Consider the following 15,177-nt stretch of genomic DNA (forward strand, 5'->3'; position numbering starts at 1 on the left):
CGTGGTGACAGGCGTTCTGTTTTCCATTATCCAACAGATCAAACACGCGAATTGGGAATCTGAGACTCATGGCTGAACACAAGCACGGCGAAATGGACATCACGGTCCAAACCAAGACATTCAACGGTTTCATCAAGGCCACCACGTGGTGTGTGGTCGCCATTGCCTTCCTGTGCCTGTTCCTGGCGGTCTTCGCCTCCTAACCGTTTCGGGGGCTGACTTGCTCAGGATATTGATTGCCTGCTTGCTGGCAGCGACAGTGGCGGGCTGCGCCAATTCGAACCGTCCGCAGGCGGATCGGAACGAAATCGTGTCCCGGTCCTACCGTGATCCGGGGCCAGCGACCCTGACGCTGTACACAATGATCAACACACGCACCGGATCGGGCGCGCATACGTCGTTGATGATCTCGGGCAGCGAGCGGGTGATCTTTGACCCTGCCGGTTCGTTCCGGGCGGATGTGGTTCCGGTGAAGGATGATGTGCTTTACGGCATTACCCCGGCGGTCGAACGAGCTTATCGCAGCTCGCACGCGCGCGAGACGCATTATGCCCGCATACAGACCATTCAGGTGAGCCCGCAACAGGCTGAAATCGCCTTGCAACTGGCAAAGCAATCCGGTCCGGTCGCTGGCGCATTCTGTACCAACTCGACTTCTCAACTGTTGAAGCAGGTGCCGGGGTTCGAGCAGATTGATGTGACGTTCTATCCGGTGAACCTGTCGGAACAGTTCGCGCAGATTCCGGGCGTCGTCACCGAAGAATATCGGGAAAATGACGATGCGGATCTGCAAAAGGGGCTGGCGGCGAACAATGCGCGTCTCAACCAGCTCGACGCTGTCTCAACTCAGTAGATAAAGCAGACCATAGAGCGTGGCGGCCCCGGAAAAGATGGCCGCTATCACGTTTTTGCTGATCACTCCGACCGCCAGGGCAACGGCTGCCGCCGACATACGTGGCAGATCAGGCTGCCCTTCGGTGGCAGAGGGCCAAACGACCAGCGGTGCGATCAATGCGGGAAGGATGGCCACCGCTGTATATCGCAAGTGACGCAGCAGCCAAGGCGGCATCGGGCGATCACCTACAAGACCGATAAAGACAAAGCGCAGCGCATAGCTGCCGATGGCAAGCCCGATGATAATGGCCCAGATGGTGACGGAATCGGGCTGAGTCATGGTCGCGTCTTTCTACGTTCGAGGATCAGTTCCGCCTGTGCCCCGGCAATCATTCCAGCGCATCCGGCGATCAGCAGACCCAGATTGAACGGGATTACGACGGTCAACAACGATACCGCGATGGCCACAAGGGCCGCGACCACATGTGCAAAGGTCCGCATCATCGGCCCTATCATGGCCAGAAAGGTGATCGGCAGGGCAAAATCCAGCGCCCAGCTTTCCGGTATTTGCGCACCCAGCACTGCGCCCAGATAAGTGCCCAGAATCCAAAGCGGTGTGATCGGCGTGACAGAGCCCACGAAATAGGCCATGCGTTGCGGCACTGACAGGTCGGGCTCTTTCTCGAACCGCACGATCGAGCAGGCATAAGATTGATCCACGGTCAGATATGCCGCAAAGGCACGCTGCCACATGGGCGCGGAGCCCAGGTAAGGTGTCAGTGATGCGGAATACATCGCCATGCGCAGATTCACGGCCAGCGCCGAGATTATGATGATCACGGTCGGGGTGTTGTCCTGCAACAATTGCAACGCCGCGAATTGCGCGGCACCTGCAAAAACGGTCGATGTAAAGGCCATCGTCTGAACAAGGGTCAGCCCGGCTTCGGTCGCAAAAACACCAAACAGAAGGCCAAAGGGCACGGCGACGAAGATAAACGGCGTCCCGTCCCGAAAACCTTTCCAGAAGTATGACTTGGATGTGGCAGAGGCCATGGCTAAATCCTATGGTGATTCATGCAGCAGTAACTGTCTTGGGAAGGGGTTGCAATTGGCCACGGAATTCGATCTGTCGGACTATCTTATCGCCCCTGATCCGGGTGCGATGCGCCTGACCCGAGCGGTCGAGGGCGTGGACCAGAACGGTGAAATCAGCCAGATATCTGTGGTCGAGGAACGCCCGCTTACGATCTTCCTCAATTCGCAGGAAATCGTGACGGCGATGACGATTGGCGACTATCCCGAATATCTTGCGCTGGGCTTTCTGCGCAATCAGGGGATGCTGCTGTCGGATGACGAAATCACGCGCGTGGAATATGACGACGATCTTGAAACCGTGATCGTCCGAACCGCGCGCGAAACATCGTATGAGGACAAGCTGAAGAAGAAGACCCGCACCAGCGGGTGTGCCGTGGGTACTGTGTTTGGCGACATGATGGAGGGCTTGGAAGACGTACAACTGCCGCAGGTTCAGGTGCGCACCTCCTGGCTGTATGATCTGGCCTCGAAGATCAACCGCACTCCGTCGCTGTACCTCGAGGCCGGAGCGATTCACGGCACGGTCCTGTGCCGTGAAAACTGCCCGCTGGTCTATATGGAGGACGTGGGCCGCCACAACGCCGTCGACAAGATCGCAGGCTGGATGCTGTCAGAAGGAGAGAGTGCGGCGGACAAGATCCTCTATACTACTGGTCGTCTGACATCCGAAATGGTGATCAAAACGGCGATGATGGGGATTCCGGTACTGGCTTCCCGCTCGGGCTTCACCGCCTGGGGCGTCGAGATCGCGCGCGAGGTCGGGCTGACGCTGATCGGGCGGATGCGCGGCCAGCGCTTTGTCTGCCTGTCGGGTGAGGATCGCCTGCTGCGCGACGTGGACCCGTCAACCGTAGCGATCGAAGACAGGAAACACCGCCGGAAAAGTGCAGGATGATTTTGGAAACCCTTAGACTTTTTTTCCTGTTTGTTGTTGCAGTCAGTATCTTGCCGCTGAGCATTCTTGCTGCGCGTAACAACGCGCGCAGCAAACGAGCAATCGTAGAGGGCATGGCACGGTTGGACGAAGAAATTTTGGATCGATTGGGGTGGGAGGCAAGAGAATACATCGGCACATTCGACCTGTTTGCCCCATTCCGGATGGGATGGGCAGCTTGGGGATTGGCGGTGCAAAAACAAAGCGCCGTGTTGCAACGTACCCTTCTTCAAGGTTTGCCAGCCTCAGTCGTTTTGCCAAACGAAATCAGACGATCACTTCGCAGGTATCGGTGCTTTTTCTGGTTGTTTTTCGCGCCTGTGGCGGTTTTGGTGCTCTTTTTCGCTTTCATTCGCTTGAGCCATGTCTTGGCCGACTTTTCCGGACTTCCTGTGAGCCTGTGTTTCATTTTGCTTGGTGCGGGTAGTGGGGTTTGGATTTTTTCACCGCTGGAGAAATTCCAAAAATGGCCGGAGATCGAGGACCCATCATGACGAAACCGCTTGGCGTCATTCTTGCAGGCGGGCAGGCCACACGTATGGGTGGTGGCGACAAAGGTTTGCTGCAGATCGGGGGGCAGAGCCTGCTGTCCCATGTGATTGACCGTCTGTCCCCACAGGTAAGTGGGTTGGCGTTGAACGCGAATGGCGACCCTGAGCGCTTCGCTGATCTGGGCCTGCCCGTCCTGCCTGACACGATCGAAGGGTTTGCCGGGCCTCTGGCCGGTGTGCTGGCCGGGCTCGACTGGGCGGCAGAGCAGGGGGCGGACTGCATCGTGACAGCTGCTGCGGATACGCCATTTTTCCCGCGCGATCTGGTGGCGCGACTGACGCAGGCTGCGGAAGGGCAGGTACACCCGTTGGTTTTGGCCACCACGCCGCGTTCGGGCGACGAGGCGCTGAAATCCGGTGGCGGCAAGCGAGTCAACCGACACCCGACATTCGGGCTTTGGCCCGTGGCGCTGCGCGATGATCTGCGGGCGGCGCTGATGGACGGGTTGCGCAAGGTGGTGCTGTGGACCGACAAACATGACGGGCGCGAGGCATTGTTCAGCGCCGACCCGTTTGATCCGTTTTTCAACGTCAACACGCCCGAAGATCTGGACCGTGCCCGAACTTTGCTGGAGCAGGCATGAGGGTCTTCGGCGTCACAGGCTGGAAGAATGCCGGCAAAACCGGGCTGATGGAACGGCTGGTGGCCGAGATCACAGGCCGGGGCTTTACGATCTCTACGGTCAAGCACGCGCATCACAGCGTGGATGTGGATCAGCCGGGCACCGACAGTTACCGGCACCGCGTTGCGGGCGCCAGCGAGGTGCTGCTTGCCTCGGGGCAACGTATTGCTTTGATGCAGGAATTGCGGGGCGCGCCTGAACCGCCGCTGGCCGAGCTGCTGGCGAGGCTCTCGCCGGTCGATCTGGTGTTGGTCGAAGGGTTCAAGCGCGAGGACCACCCCAAGATCGAAGCGTATCGCGTTGAGGCGGGCCATGCGCTGATGGCACCTGAAAATGGCACCATCCGCGCGGTGGCCAGCGACACTCCGCTGGATCTGGACCGCCCGGTCTATGATCTGGACGATATTGCCGGGATTGCTGACTTCATCCTGAAAGAGGCCGGTTTGTGAGCCTGTTCCAGACCTTTGCAATGGTGGATTGGTCTGGCGGAAACGACACCGGGCCGACCCCGCGCAAGGATGCGATCTGGGCCTGCATTGCACGAAACGGAAAAGCGCATGACCCCGAATACCTGCGCAACAGGCGGATAGCCGAGCAGAGGTTGGATGCTCTGATCCGCGCCGAACTGAAGGCCGGTCGCCGCCTGCTTCTTGGGTTCGATTTTCCTTTTGGATATCCTTGCGGCTTCGCACGGGCGATGACCGGAACGGACGATCCGCTGGCGTTGTGGGATTGGTTCGACCAACAAATCGAGGATTCTCCGAAGGCCAACAACCGCTTTGATCTGGCGGGTCGGATCAACCTTCAGTTTGACGGCCGTGGTCCGTTCTGGATGAATGGATTGCGCCGAGATATTGACGGCCTGCCGCGTACCAAATCGGACTATTCCAACCCGTTCCCGAACCGTCGTGTCGTTGAGACTCTGGCAAAAGGAAGCTTCACCTGCTGGCAGATGGCAGGGGCAGGCGCGGTTGGTGGCCAAGTCATGATGGGGCTGCCGATTCTAAACCGGCTTCGCCATCGGTTTGCCGGGCAAATCTCGGTCTGGCCGTTCGAACCGCTGGATAAACCAGTCGCCTTCGTGGAAATCTGGCCGTCTCTGACCTTGGGCGCGCCTCCGGAAGGGCGGATCAAAGATGCCTGGCAGGTTGAACAGGCCGCCTTGACTCTGTCGGGTTTGACAGAGCAGGAGTTGGATGCGCAATTGAACGTCTCAGCGGCAGAGGAAGGTTGGATATTGGGTGTGCCTCAGGACAAGCCGAACATAGCCCCGCCCCCGTTGCGGAACGATTGTTTTGCCTTGCCCGCCGGGGTCAACTGGACACCGGTGGATGAGGCGCTGGCCTGTTTGCGTGACAGGCTGCACCCGATTACCGCATCTGAGACGATGGCGCTGACCCAGGCATGCGGGCGCGTTCTGGCCGGGGATGTGGTCGCCCGACGTTCGAACCCGCCGCAACCGAATACGGCCGTGGATGGGTACGGGTTTGCTGGCCCCGCCCCTGATGGCCCACAGATCATGCCATTGATTGACGGGCGCGCGGCGGCAGGGATCCCGTTCGACGGTGACGTGCGTGAAGGTTGGGCCTTGCGCGTGCTGACGGGGGCGGCGCTGCCCGCCGGTGTCGACACGGTCATTCTGGAAGAGGATGTCACGGTCAAGGACGGCCACATAGCCTTCCACGGCCCGCTGAAAAAAGGCGCCAACACACGGCGCGCGGGAGAAGATGTGGCCGCAGGCGAAATCGCCCTTCCTGCCGGGCGCAGACTGACCCCTGCCGATCTTGCGCTGCTGTCTGCCGTGGGGATTGCCGAAGTCAACGTGCGCAAACCGCTTCGCGTGGCCGTGGTCTCTACGGGTGATGAATTGGTCGAAGCCGGAGAGAGCGCTGGTCCGGGTCAGATTTTCGACGCCAATCGCCCAATGCTGCTGTCCTTGATCGAACGTATGGGGTTCGTGCCCGTGGATATGGGGCGTGTTTCGGATGATCGGGACGCCTTGCGGGATCGATTGGATCAGGCTGCGGAACAGGCGGATGTGATTTTGACCAGTGGTGGCGCGTCAGCGGGTGACGAAGACCATGTTTCGGCCCTGTTGCGTCAGGCCGGAGCGATGCAGCACTGGCGCATTGCGTTGAAACCCGGGCGGCCGCTGGCTTTGGGATTGTGGTCTGGCGTGCCGGTGTTTGGCCTGCCCGGAAATCCGGTTGCCGCCATGGTCTGTACATTGATTTTCGCGCGTCCGGCTTTGGGGCTGATGTCCGGCGAAGGCTGGGCTGAACCGCAAGGTTTCGAAGTGCCTGCCGCCTTTGAAAAGCGCAAGAAGCCCGGTCGCCGGGAATATCTGCGAGCAAGAATGCGGGATGGGCGGGCCGAGGTTTTCCACTCGGAAGGATCAGGCCGGATCAGTGGCCTCAGCTGGGCTGAAGGGTTGGTCGAAATCGAGGACGGTGCGCGCCATGTCAAACCGGGCGATATGGTCCGGTTCCTTCCGTATGGAAGTTTCGGGTTGTGACGGTCACGATTTCCAGAGGGTTCGCCGATCAGGAACGCGCGGAAGCGGCAGCACTGTTCTGGCAGGCATTTGCGACCAAGCTGGGCAAAGTCATGGGACCGGACGAAAAAGGATTGGCTTTCTTTGAAATCGCATTGAACCCGGATTTCGCGCTGGTTGCACGGGATGAAACGGGCCGGATGCTGGGTCTGGCAGGTTTCAAGACACGTGACGGCTCTTTTGCGGGGGGCAATATGTCTGATCTGGCGCAGGTCTATGGCTGGTTCGGGGCGACGTGGCGCGCCTTGGTTCTGAGCGTGCTGGAGCGCGAACTGAAACCGGGCGTGTTCCAGATGGATGGCATTTTTGTCGCTGCCGAAGCGCGCGGCAAAGGAGTGGGCACGGCATTGCTGAATGCCATCAAGTCCGAGGCCCGCAACCGCGACATGTCAGAGGTTCAGCTTGATGTCATCGACACGAACCCCCGCGCCCGCAGCCTTTACGAGCGCGAGGGGTTCCAGCCTGTGGGTCAAGAAAAAACCGGACCGCTGAAGTATCTGTTCAATTTCAGCAGCGCGAACAAAATGTCGTGGATTGTCGGGTCGGATTAATCAAACGTGCCCGCCACGCGACCCAGCAACATGAATGCGCGGGCCGTTCGGGTTTCACCCAGTTCACTCAGTTCCGCATCGCTTGCCGTGGGTTCGAACTCGGCCATCATCTTGTCAAACCGACGCAGGAAATGGTGCGCGGCGTCGCGGAAAATCGGATCCTGTTTCATCCGGGCTGCCGTCAGCGCAAGTGAGGATCTGTCGCGTACGCCCCCCAGCGCCGCCACGGCGCGCCCGCGTGTGCCCTGGGCGAACTGGCGCCAGATTTCTGGCCGGGCCTTGTCGGGCCGCAGGTCATCCATGTAGATGCCTTCTTGGCTGAGCAGCGTCAGAACATCCTGCGAAGCTTGCACAAGCTGTGCCGTCTTGCGGTCCTTCAATGCAACACGCAGCGCATTGAACCCCTCGGTGTCATCCTGCGTTTCGGGGAAGTTCAGGGCGCGGATGAAAACCTCGGTACTCAGCGGCGGTGTGATCTCTTCCGCAGGTGTGCCCAGTTCCAACGAGGTCTGGTCGCCCTGAGCGGAAGACTGCGCGGCCGTGGCAGAACGCGCCGTGCGTTTGGTCGAGAACGTCGCCAGGGCGTCTTCGGTTTTCCTTGTGGCCGCAGCGATTTCATCCAGCTTTTTGGTCACCGCAGGTTCATAGGTGCTGGAGGCGCGCTGCTGCTGCGCCACATAGGCCTGCCGGATCGCGTCGATTGCCGTTTGCAACCGCGCACTTTCCTCTCGCATCACCCGGCTGGCGCGCATCGCGGTGGCCGCAACCCAGATCATCGCCACGGGCATGAACACGGCCAGAAAGGCGACGACAAAGCCACCGTTCTGCCCCTGACCGGGCAGCACGAGAAAGACGACCGACACCACCAGCCAGATCAGGCTGAGCACCAGTGCGGCAATCTCGATTTCGGTGACAGCCGGAGTCTTCGGGCGATCATAGATGCCCAGCGACGTCGGCTTTTCGGTTTCCGGGTCAGGTTTTGGCCCCGACATTACATGCGCTCCGGTCAGGCGTACTCGATACTCAGGATTTCGTAAGAGCGCACGCCGCCGGGTGTGCGCACTTCGACACTGTCCCCTTCATCTTTGCCGATCAGGGCGCGGGCGATGGGGGATTTTATGTTCAGCAGGCCGTTTTCGATATTGGCCTCGTATTCACCAACGATCTGCCAGGTCTTTTCTTCCTCGGTATCTTCGTCGACCAATGTGACTTTTGCGCCAAACTTGACCGCACCCGACAATTTTGCCGGATCGATGACATCGGCCAACGACAGAATACCTTCCAGTTCTTTGATGCGACCTTCGATGAAGCCCTGTTTTTCACGGGCAGAATGATATTCGGCGTTTTCCTTCAGGTCGCCCAGCTCGCGCGCCGAGGCGATGGCTTCGATGATCGCCGGGCGTTCAACGGATTTGAGGTTCTTCAGCTCAGCCTCGAGCGCGGCATTGCCCGCAGGCGTCATCGGGATCTTTTCCATACTCTCTACGTCCACGCATAAATTGAGTCGCCCCGCCGCACAGGAGCGTCGGGGCGAATGTTAGATTGGCAGTTACCTGACCCAAATGCCACGTGAATTGCAAGAGGTGACAGCGTCAGCAGCGATCAATTCGCGACTTCGCGCCGTTTTGATTTGGGGTGGGGCCTGTGCCGATGATCGGGATGCCGCGACCTGCGCCAACGCTGTGATGGGGTGCAAAGCCAAATCATCTCAATCATATTGCACCACTTCGAACTCGATCCCGTTGTTATCACGGAAATAGAACCGGCGCCCTGGTTCGTAATCGGCATGGTTGTGGGGCTCGAATCCTGCCTTGCGAACCTTGTCTTCGGTGGCATCGATGTCTTCGACCAGAACACCCACGTGGTTCAGCCCGCCGATCACATCATAGCTGCTTTCATCCGACTGCTTCGGGTCGTCAGGTTTGTACAGTGCCAGATACGTATGGGCCGAACCGACATGCACCGTGTATCCGCCGGCAATTGCGGGGCCTTCCCAACGGGTTTTCCAGCCAAAGACCTTTTGCATCCAATTGGCCGAGGCCTTCGGGTCGCGGACAGTGAAGTTGGTGTGTTCAAGCGTCGCCATCATGGGATCTCCTGTGTTTTTTGGCTTGTCCCGACTCAGCGTAATTTCTAAACCTAACTTTAGGTCAAGGAATTTTTCATGAGGGTTTGATGGCGGCATCAGAGGGGCTGGCGATTGGCGCATTGGCCCGGCGCACAGGTCTGGCCGTGTCGGCCATCCGGTATTACGAAGCGCAGGGTCTGATTTCGCCCTGGCGCAACGCGGGCGGACAGCGGCGCTATCAGCGGGCCGATATTCGGCGGCTGAGCTTTGTCATGATTGCGCAGCAGTTCGGCCTGACCCTGCCGGAAATCCGGCGGGTGCTGTCGGGCCTGCCCGGAAACCGCACGCCGACGCCTCAGGACTGGAAGGCGATCAGCGTACAGCTGAGGGCCCATCTGGATCAGCGAATCGACACCCTAAAGCGGTTGCGCGACAATCTGGATGGCTGCATCGGATGCGGGTGTCTGAGCCTGCCGAAATGCGCGCTCTACAACCCCGATGACAGGGCAAAATCGCATGGTAGCGGTCCCAGGTACCTGATGGGGGATGCACCAGAGGGGTGATGTGTCGAATAGCGCCCTTGTTACGCCGTGTTTCGATTGACCAATGTCTTTCCGACCATGTAATCAGCCGTGAAACAAAATTGCGCAGATCATGCGGTGACAGCGCCAATTCGGAAAGTTAGCTAGGGAGCCCGCGATGGCCGAGATTGAACGCGAAGCGATGGAATACGATGTGGTGATCGTGGGTGCAGGTCCTGCAGGCCTGTCGGCGGCCATCCGTCTGAAACAGCTGGATGCCGACCTGAACGTTGTCGTTCTGGAAAAAGGGTCCGAGGTTGGCGCGCATATCCTGTCGGGCGCGGTTCTTGATCCCTGTGGTCTGGATGCGCTGATCCCGGATTGGAAAGAAAAAGGCGCGCCGCTGAATGTGCCCGTGAAGGACGACAAGTTCTACATGCTGGGTGAAGCAGGCCAGGTCCGCATCCCGAACTTCCCGATGCCGCCGCTGATGCACAACCACGGCAACTACATCGTCTCGATGGGCAATGTGTGCCGCTGGATGGCGGAACAGGCCGAAGAACTGGGTGTCGAGATCTTTCCGGGCATGGCGTGCTCGGAAATGGTCTATGGCGACAATGGCGAAGTCAAAGGCGTGGTAGCAGGCGTTTTTGGCCTTGAGGCAGACGGTTCCTATGGCCCCAACACCGAACCGGGGATGGAGCTGCACGGCAAATATGTCTTCCTGTCAGAAGGTGTGCGCGGGTCGCTGTCCAAGGAAGTGATCGCCAAATACGACCTGTCTGCCGGCAAAGAGCCGCAGAAATACGGTGTCGGCATGAAAGAGATCTGGGAGATCGACCCTGCCAAGCACAAGGAAGGCAGCGTGACGCACACGATGGGCTGGCCTTTGGGCAGCAACGCGGGCGGTGGATCCTTCATCTATCACCTTGAGAACAATCAGGTTTACGTCGGTTTCGTGGTGCACCTGAATTACAAGAACCCGCATCTGTACCCCTACATGGAGTTCCAGCGTTTCAAGCACCATCCGATGGTGGCTGATCTGCTGAAAGGCGGCAAGCGCGTCGCTTACGGCGCTCGTGCGATTACGGAAGGCGGCTATCAGTCGATGCCGAAACTGGTCGCGCCGGGCGTGGCGCTGTTGGGCTGTTCGGCGGGCATGGTCAACGTGCCGCGCATCAAAGGCAACCACAACGCGATGCTGTCGGGCAAAGCTGCGGCCGAGGCTGCTTTCGAAGCGATCAAGGCCGAGCGTTCGGGCGATGAGCTGACGGCTTACGAGACCGAAGTTCGCAATGGCGCGATTGGCTCCGACCTGAAGAAGGTTCGCAATGTCAAACCGATGTGGTCGAAATGGGGTCTGACCGCCAGCCTGATGTTGGGTGGTCTGGACATGTGGACCAACACGTTTGGCTTTTCACTTTTCGGCACGTTGGGCCATGGCAAGAACGACGCGGAATCGACCGAGGATGCCAGCAAGCACCAGCCAATCGATTACCCAAAGCCGGATGGAACGCTGTCCTTCGATCGTCTGACGAATGTCTCGTTCGCAGCGACAAACCACGAGGAAAGCCAGCCCTGCCACCTGCGTCTCGCCGATCCCGAGATCCCCGTGAAGGTCAACCTGCCCAAATACGATGAGCCGGCGCAGCGGTATTGCCCTGCGGGTGTGTATGAGGTGGTCGAGGATGAGGGCGGCCCACGATTCGTCATCAACTTTCAGAACTGCGTTCACTGCAAAACCTGCGACATCAAGGATCCCAGCCAGAACATCACCTGGACCACACCGCAGGGCGGCGACGGTCCAAACTATCCGAACATGTAAGCAAAAAACGGGCAATGGCGGCGCTGTGAAGGCTCTGCCATTGCCTCTTGCCTGCCGAAGCCCTAGCTTACCCCTCAGTCAACGATAGCAAGGCAGGATTTCGGTGTTTTCCCTGGTTCGTCGCGCGGCTTTGTCCGTGCTGTTCATGTCGTCGGTCGCGGTTCCGGCCTTTTCGGAAACGGGCGCCGGGTCTTATCTGGCCGGGCGGCAGGCGATTTACGAAAACGACTATTCTGCCGCTGAAAGATATTACGCTCAGGCCCTCAGGTTTGATCCCCAAAATGCGCTGTTGCAGGAAAGCGTTGTCGTTGCACGCATCGCTTTGGGGGAAGTGGCGCGCGCGCTGCCGATCGCCCAGCAGATCGAGGAAGCCAACCTTCCCAGCCAGGCAGCGCGTATGGTGATTTCGGCCAATCTGATCGCCGATGGGAGATTTGACGACCTGCTGGCCCGGGACCCTGAAACACAGGGAGTTGGCCCCCTTGTTGACGGCCTGATGATCGCCTGGGCCCATCTGGGGCAGGGCGAGATGACCAAGGCGATGGAACAGTTCGATTCTGTCGCCACACAGGATGGCCTCAGGGAATTTGCGCTTTACCACAAGGCGATGGCATTGGCGTCTATCGGTGATTTCGAAGGCGCCGAGGCGATACTTGCCGACAATGATGGAACGGTTGCCCGGTTCTCTCGTCGTGCTGCTTTGGCCCGCACCGAGATTCTGTCGCAGCTGGATCGCAACGAAGACGCCATTCAGTTTCTGGACGATGTGTTTGTAGCGGGCAGTGACCCGACCATCGAGGCGTATTTGAGCCAGTTGGCGGCGGGTGAAACACTGCCGTTCACCCATGTCCGATCCGCTCAGGACGGCATGGCCGAGATTTTTTTCACCGTCGGTGCCGCATTGAACAGCGAAGCTTCGGCCGATTACGTTCTACTGTACGCACGCTTGGCCAGTTTCCTGCGCCCCGATCATACGGATGCCATTTTGCTGAGCGCGGATCTGCTGGACAACTTGCAGCAATATGATCTGGCGGTTGAGGCATACCGCCTGGTCCCGGCGGACAGCAACGATCACCATGCGGCCGAATTGGGCCGCGCCGAAGTTCTGGACCGTTCGGGAAAAACCGATGCGGCCGTCGAGGTGTTGCAGAACCTGGCTGCGCAAGACCCTGATTTTCCGGGTGTACATGTCGCTTTGGCAGACTTGCAGCGCCGACAGGAAAACTATGCAGCTGCCGTGGCCTCTTATGACACTGCGATCGCGCTGACGGACAGCGCGGCGGGTGGGAATTGGTTCCTGCATTATGCTCGCGGAATCAGTCATGAAAGGCTGAAGCAATGGGACCAGGCCGAAGCTGATTTCCGTCGGGCGCTGGAACTGAACCCGGATCAGCCTCAGGTTCTGAATTACCTGGGGTATTCGCTGGTTGAGCGCAAAGAAAAGCTGGATGAAGCATTGGATATGATCGAGCGCGCAGTATCTGCGCGTCCGGACAGTGGCTATATCGTGGACAGTCTGGGTTGGGTTCTGTTCCGTCTAGGGCGTTACGACGAGGCCGTCGAACACATGGAACGTGCGGTTGAGCTGATGCCGGTGGATCCGGTGGTCAACGATCATCTGGGTGACGTCTACTGGGCTGTCGGCCGCGCGCGCGAGGCCGAGTTTCAGTGGAGCCGCGCCTTGTCCTTCATCGACCCGGAAGACACGGACGGCGAAGCCGATCCGGATCGAATCCGGCGCAAGATCGAAGTCGGGCTGGATGCTGTCCTGGCCGAAGAAGGTTCGGAGCCATTGAAAGTCGCCAATGGAAATTAAGGCGTTTGCGCCCGCCAAGATCAACCTGACCCTTCATGTGACTGGCCGTCGAGACGACGGCTATCACCTTTTGGATTCGTTGGTTGTATTCGCCGATCTGGGTGATCGGTTGACATTCACCCCCGGCCCCGAATTGTCCATGGACGTGCGCGGCGAGTTTGCCGACGGAGTCCCCACGGACAGCCGAAACCTGGTCTGGAGGGCGGCAGAAGCTGTCGGTTGGACCGGTCATATTCAACTGACCAAGTCCCTGCCCCATGGGGCGGGCATTGGCGGAGGGTCGTCTGATGCCGCGGCCACGCTTGGGGCCCTGGCAGATCAGGGCCACGACCTCCCGCAGGGCCTGCCGTTGTCATTGGGGGCGGATGTTCCCGTCTGCCTGGAAGGTCGGGCGATCAGAATGCAGGGCATTGGCGATTGTTTGACGGCGGTGAACCTTCCGCACCTGCCCGCCCTTTTGGTCAACCCGGATGTACAGGTGCCCACCGGTGCCGTTTTCAACGCGCTGGCGTCCAGAGAAAACCCGCCAATGCCTGAAAGCACACCTGAGTTTGAAAGTGCCGATGAGTGCGCCCAGTGGCTGCGCAATCAACGCAACGATCTGCAAGTGCCCGCCATGAACGTCGCACCTGAGATCGAACAGGTTTTGGACGAGTTGACGATGACCAATCGCGCGCTCGTGGTGCGAATGTCAGGGTCAGGATCAACCTGTTTTGCGCTCTATCCGACGATGAAAGACGCGCATTTCGCGGCCTATGAGATCGGCGCAGCCCATCCTGATTGGTGGTGCCGCGCCACACAGCTCAATTGAGACGTGAAACCACGTAATCGGCCAATTCGCGCAACAGGCTGCGAATCTCATGATCCGGCAGTACCTCCAGCGACGCCTTGGCTTTGTTGGCCCAGCCCAAAGCGTCTTGCCGGGTTTCTTCCAGCGTGGCGTATTTGTTCATCAGCCCCAGCGCCTGATCCAGATCCCCGTCCTGTTGGCGGCCCTTTTCGATCGTGCGCTCCCAGAAGGCGCGTTCTTCCGGCGTGGATTGCGCCACGGCTTTGATGACGGGCAGGGTCAGTTTCCGTTCACGGAAGTCATCGCCAACATTTTTTCCGGTCGCTTTGCTGTCGCCCTGATAATCCAGCAGGTCATCGGCAATCTGGAACGCGATGCCCAGTGAATCGCCATAGTCGAAAAGCGCTTTGACCTGCTCTTCCGAGGCACCTGCGATCACGCCGCCCACTTCGGTCGCGGCTGAAAACAATGCCGCCGTCTTGCCGCGCACGACCTGAAGGTAAACGCTTTCATCCGTGCGCAGATCGGTTGCGGCCGTCATTTGCAGCACTTCGCCTTCGGCAATGGTTGCAGAGGCATTGGCCAGGATATCCAGAACGCGCAGCGAGCCCGTTTCCACCATCAGCTGGAAACTGCGTGAAAACAGGTAATCGCCAACCAGAACGCTGGATTTGTTGTCCCAAAGCAGATTGGCGGTCGGGCGGCCCCGTCGCTGTGCGCTTTCATCCACGACGTCGTCATGCAGCAGGGTGGCGGTGTGAATGAACTCGACCGTCGCAGCAAGGCGCACATGGTGGTCGCCGGAATAGCCAAACAGGCGTGCTGCGGCCAGTGTCAGCATCGGGCGCAGGCGTTTTCCACCTGCTTCGACCAGATGCCGCGTCACTTCCGGGATGCGTGGCGCATGGTCCGATGCCATCCGCGTGCGGATCAGCCCGTTCACGGCTTCCATCTCGCCCGCCAGAATTTCAGCCAGACGCTCATGCGGTTTTGAGATCATGTCGACGGTCATCAC

General features: G+C 59.2%; 18 protein-coding genes. 12 read left to right on the top strand and 6 right to left on the bottom strand.

Annotated features, from left to right (window positions below; genetic code table 11):
- Positions 1 to 68 precede the first annotated feature (68 nt).
- Both ACR0C6_RS12900 and ACR0C6_RS12905 read left to right on the top strand, forming a co-directional pair.
- Positions 69 to 203, top strand: coding sequence for an aa3-type cytochrome c oxidase subunit IV (locus tag ACR0C6_RS12900; RefSeq protein ID WP_050604020.1), 135 nt, complete (start codon positions 69 to 71; stop codon positions 201 to 203).
- A 17-nt stretch (positions 204 to 220) separates the two neighbouring features.
- Positions 221 to 853: a hypothetical protein gene (locus ACR0C6_RS12905; RefSeq protein ID WP_171206074.1), complete on the top strand. Its 633-nt coding sequence runs from the start codon at positions 221 to 223 to the stop codon at positions 851 to 853.
- Here ACR0C6_RS12905 and ACR0C6_RS12910 read toward each other — a convergent pair.
- Positions 842 to 1,174 carry an AzlD domain-containing protein gene (locus tag ACR0C6_RS12910; protein WP_480619651.1) on the bottom strand — a complete coding sequence of 111 codons (333 nt, stop codon included), beginning with the start codon at positions 1,172 to 1,174 and terminating at the stop codon, positions 842 to 844. The two genes, ACR0C6_RS12905 and ACR0C6_RS12910, sit on opposite strands and share 12 nt — an antisense overlap.
- A complete protein-coding gene (locus ACR0C6_RS12915) occupies positions 1,171 to 1,887 on the bottom strand; it encodes an AzlC family ABC transporter permease (RefSeq protein WP_480619653.1) in 717 nt (238 codons plus the stop codon). Before ACR0C6_RS12915 ends, ACR0C6_RS12910 begins: the two co-directional genes overlap by 4 nt.
- Positions 1,888 to 1,936: 49 nt before the next feature.
- Here ACR0C6_RS12915 and fdhD point away from each other — a divergent pair, with 49 nt between their 5' ends.
- Genes fdhD through ACR0C6_RS12945 form a run of 6 tightly spaced genes read left to right on the top strand, consistent with a single transcriptional unit; the run spans position 1,937 to position 7,142 of the window.
- Positions 1,937 to 2,824, top strand: coding sequence for a formate dehydrogenase accessory sulfurtransferase FdhD (fdhD, locus tag ACR0C6_RS12920; protein WP_171641761.1), 888 nt, complete (start codon positions 1,937 to 1,939; stop codon positions 2,822 to 2,824).
- The gene (locus ACR0C6_RS12925; protein WP_480619655.1) at positions 2,821 to 3,357 is read left to right on the top strand and encodes a hypothetical protein; all 537 of its coding nucleotides are present in this window, start codon (positions 2,821 to 2,823) and stop codon (positions 3,355 to 3,357) included. Before fdhD ends, ACR0C6_RS12925 begins: the two co-directional genes overlap by 4 nt.
- Positions 3,354 to 3,998 (top strand): molybdenum cofactor guanylyltransferase MobA, encoded by a 645-nt coding sequence (gene mobA / locus ACR0C6_RS12930; protein WP_480446801.1) that lies wholly within the window; start codon positions 3,354 to 3,356, stop codon positions 3,996 to 3,998. The genes ACR0C6_RS12925 and mobA overlap by 4 nt, the downstream gene beginning before the upstream one ends.
- Entirely contained in the window at positions 3,995 to 4,486 is a 492-nt protein-coding gene (gene mobB / locus ACR0C6_RS12935) for a molybdopterin-guanine dinucleotide biosynthesis protein B (protein WP_480619657.1), read from the top strand. The genes mobA and mobB overlap by 4 nt, the downstream gene beginning before the upstream one ends.
- Positions 4,487 to 4,506: 20 nt before the next feature.
- Positions 4,507 to 6,552: a molybdopterin-binding protein gene (locus ACR0C6_RS12940; protein ID WP_480619775.1), complete on the top strand. Its 2,046-nt coding sequence runs from the start codon at positions 4,507 to 4,509 to the stop codon at positions 6,550 to 6,552.
- A complete protein-coding gene (locus ACR0C6_RS12945) occupies positions 6,549 to 7,142 on the top strand; it encodes a GNAT family N-acetyltransferase (RefSeq protein WP_480619659.1) in 594 nt (197 codons plus the stop codon). Before ACR0C6_RS12940 ends, ACR0C6_RS12945 begins: the two co-directional genes overlap by 4 nt.
- On the opposite strand, the gene ACR0C6_RS12950 is transcribed toward ACR0C6_RS12945, so the two are convergent.
- From ACR0C6_RS12950 to ACR0C6_RS12960, 3 genes are all read right to left on the bottom strand, one after another.
- Positions 7,139 to 8,134, bottom strand: coding sequence for a hypothetical protein (locus ACR0C6_RS12950; RefSeq protein ID WP_171634986.1), 996 nt, complete (start codon positions 8,132 to 8,134; stop codon positions 7,139 to 7,141). The two genes, ACR0C6_RS12945 and ACR0C6_RS12950, sit on opposite strands and share 4 nt — an antisense overlap.
- A gap of 14 nt (positions 8,135 to 8,148) precedes the next feature.
- Positions 8,149 to 8,619, bottom strand: a complete 471-nt coding sequence (greA, locus tag ACR0C6_RS12955) for a transcription elongation factor GreA (RefSeq protein WP_152456794.1) — start codon at positions 8,617 to 8,619, stop codon at positions 8,149 to 8,151.
- A gap of 231 nt (positions 8,620 to 8,850) precedes the next feature.
- Entirely contained in the window at positions 8,851 to 9,231 is a 381-nt protein-coding gene (locus tag ACR0C6_RS12960; protein ID WP_480619661.1) for a VOC family protein, read from the bottom strand.
- An 86-nt stretch (positions 9,232 to 9,317) separates the two neighbouring features.
- On the opposite strand from ACR0C6_RS12960, the gene soxR reads away from it, so the two are divergent.
- From soxR to ACR0C6_RS12980, 4 genes are all read left to right on the top strand, one after another.
- The gene (soxR, locus tag ACR0C6_RS12965; RefSeq protein WP_171119728.1) at positions 9,318 to 9,773 is read left to right on the top strand and encodes a redox-sensitive transcriptional activator SoxR; all 456 of its coding nucleotides are present in this window, start codon (positions 9,318 to 9,320) and stop codon (positions 9,771 to 9,773) included.
- 136 nt (positions 9,774 to 9,909) lie between these two features.
- Complete coding sequence (locus ACR0C6_RS12970; protein ID WP_152456797.1) at positions 9,910 to 11,556, top strand: electron transfer flavoprotein-ubiquinone oxidoreductase; 1,647 nt, start codon at positions 9,910 to 9,912, stop codon at positions 11,554 to 11,556.
- Positions 11,557 to 11,701: 145 nt separating this feature from the next.
- Positions 11,702 to 13,372 (top strand): tetratricopeptide repeat protein, encoded by a 1,671-nt coding sequence (locus ACR0C6_RS12975; RefSeq protein WP_480619777.1) that lies wholly within the window; start codon positions 11,702 to 11,704, stop codon positions 13,370 to 13,372.
- Positions 13,362 to 14,183: a 4-(cytidine 5'-diphospho)-2-C-methyl-D-erythritol kinase gene (locus ACR0C6_RS12980; RefSeq protein ID WP_480619663.1), complete on the top strand. Its 822-nt coding sequence runs from the start codon at positions 13,362 to 13,364 to the stop codon at positions 14,181 to 14,183. Before ACR0C6_RS12975 ends, ACR0C6_RS12980 begins: the two co-directional genes overlap by 11 nt.
- Here the strand turns inward: ACR0C6_RS12980 and ACR0C6_RS12985 are convergent.
- Positions 14,176 to 15,174 (bottom strand): polyprenyl synthetase family protein, encoded by a 999-nt coding sequence (locus tag ACR0C6_RS12985; protein ID WP_480619665.1) that lies wholly within the window; start codon positions 15,172 to 15,174, stop codon positions 14,176 to 14,178. The two genes, ACR0C6_RS12980 and ACR0C6_RS12985, sit on opposite strands and share 8 nt — an antisense overlap.
- Between the last annotated feature and the right edge of the window lie 3 nt (positions 15,175 to 15,177).

Source organism: Ruegeria sp. AL12 (genome assembly GCF_056540885.1).

Coding starts and splice junctions, on each gene's coding strand:
- ACR0C6_RS12985 (WP_480619665.1), bottom strand. CDS start 15,174: ATGACCGTCGACATGATCTCAAAACCGCATGAGCGTCTGGCTGAAATT.
- ACR0C6_RS12910 (WP_480619651.1), bottom strand. CDS start 1,174: ATGACTCAGCCCGATTCCGTCACCATCTGGGCCATTATCATCGGGCTT.
- ACR0C6_RS12960 (WP_480619661.1), bottom strand. CDS start 9,231: ATGATGGCGACGCTTGAACACACCAACTTCACTGTCCGCGACCCGAAG.
- ACR0C6_RS12900 (WP_050604020.1), top strand. CDS start 69: ATGGCTGAACACAAGCACGGCGAAATGGACATCACGGTCCAAACCAAG.
- ACR0C6_RS12980 (WP_480619663.1), top strand. CDS start 13,362: ATGGAAATTAAGGCGTTTGCGCCCGCCAAGATCAACCTGACCCTTCAT.
- ACR0C6_RS12925 (WP_480619655.1), top strand. CDS start 2,821: ATGATTTTGGAAACCCTTAGACTTTTTTTCCTGTTTGTTGTTGCAGTC.
- ACR0C6_RS12975 (WP_480619777.1), top strand. CDS start 11,702: ATGTCGTCGGTCGCGGTTCCGGCCTTTTCGGAAACGGGCGCCGGGTCT.
- ACR0C6_RS12950 (WP_171634986.1), bottom strand. CDS start 8,134: ATGTCGGGGCCAAAACCTGACCCGGAAACCGAAAAGCCGACGTCGCTG.
- ACR0C6_RS12940 (WP_480619775.1), top strand. CDS start 4,507: ATGGTGGATTGGTCTGGCGGAAACGACACCGGGCCGACCCCGCGCAAG.
- mobB (WP_480619657.1), top strand. CDS start 3,995: ATGAGGGTCTTCGGCGTCACAGGCTGGAAGAATGCCGGCAAAACCGGG.
- ACR0C6_RS12970 (WP_152456797.1), top strand. CDS start 9,910: ATGGCCGAGATTGAACGCGAAGCGATGGAATACGATGTGGTGATCGTG.
- ACR0C6_RS12915 (WP_480619653.1), bottom strand. CDS start 1,887: ATGGCCTCTGCCACATCCAAGTCATACTTCTGGAAAGGTTTTCGGGAC.
- soxR (WP_171119728.1), top strand. CDS start 9,318: ATGGCGGCATCAGAGGGGCTGGCGATTGGCGCATTGGCCCGGCGCACA.
- greA (WP_152456794.1), bottom strand. CDS start 8,619: ATGGAAAAGATCCCGATGACGCCTGCGGGCAATGCCGCGCTCGAGGCT.
- mobA (WP_480446801.1), top strand. CDS start 3,354: ATGACGAAACCGCTTGGCGTCATTCTTGCAGGCGGGCAGGCCACACGT.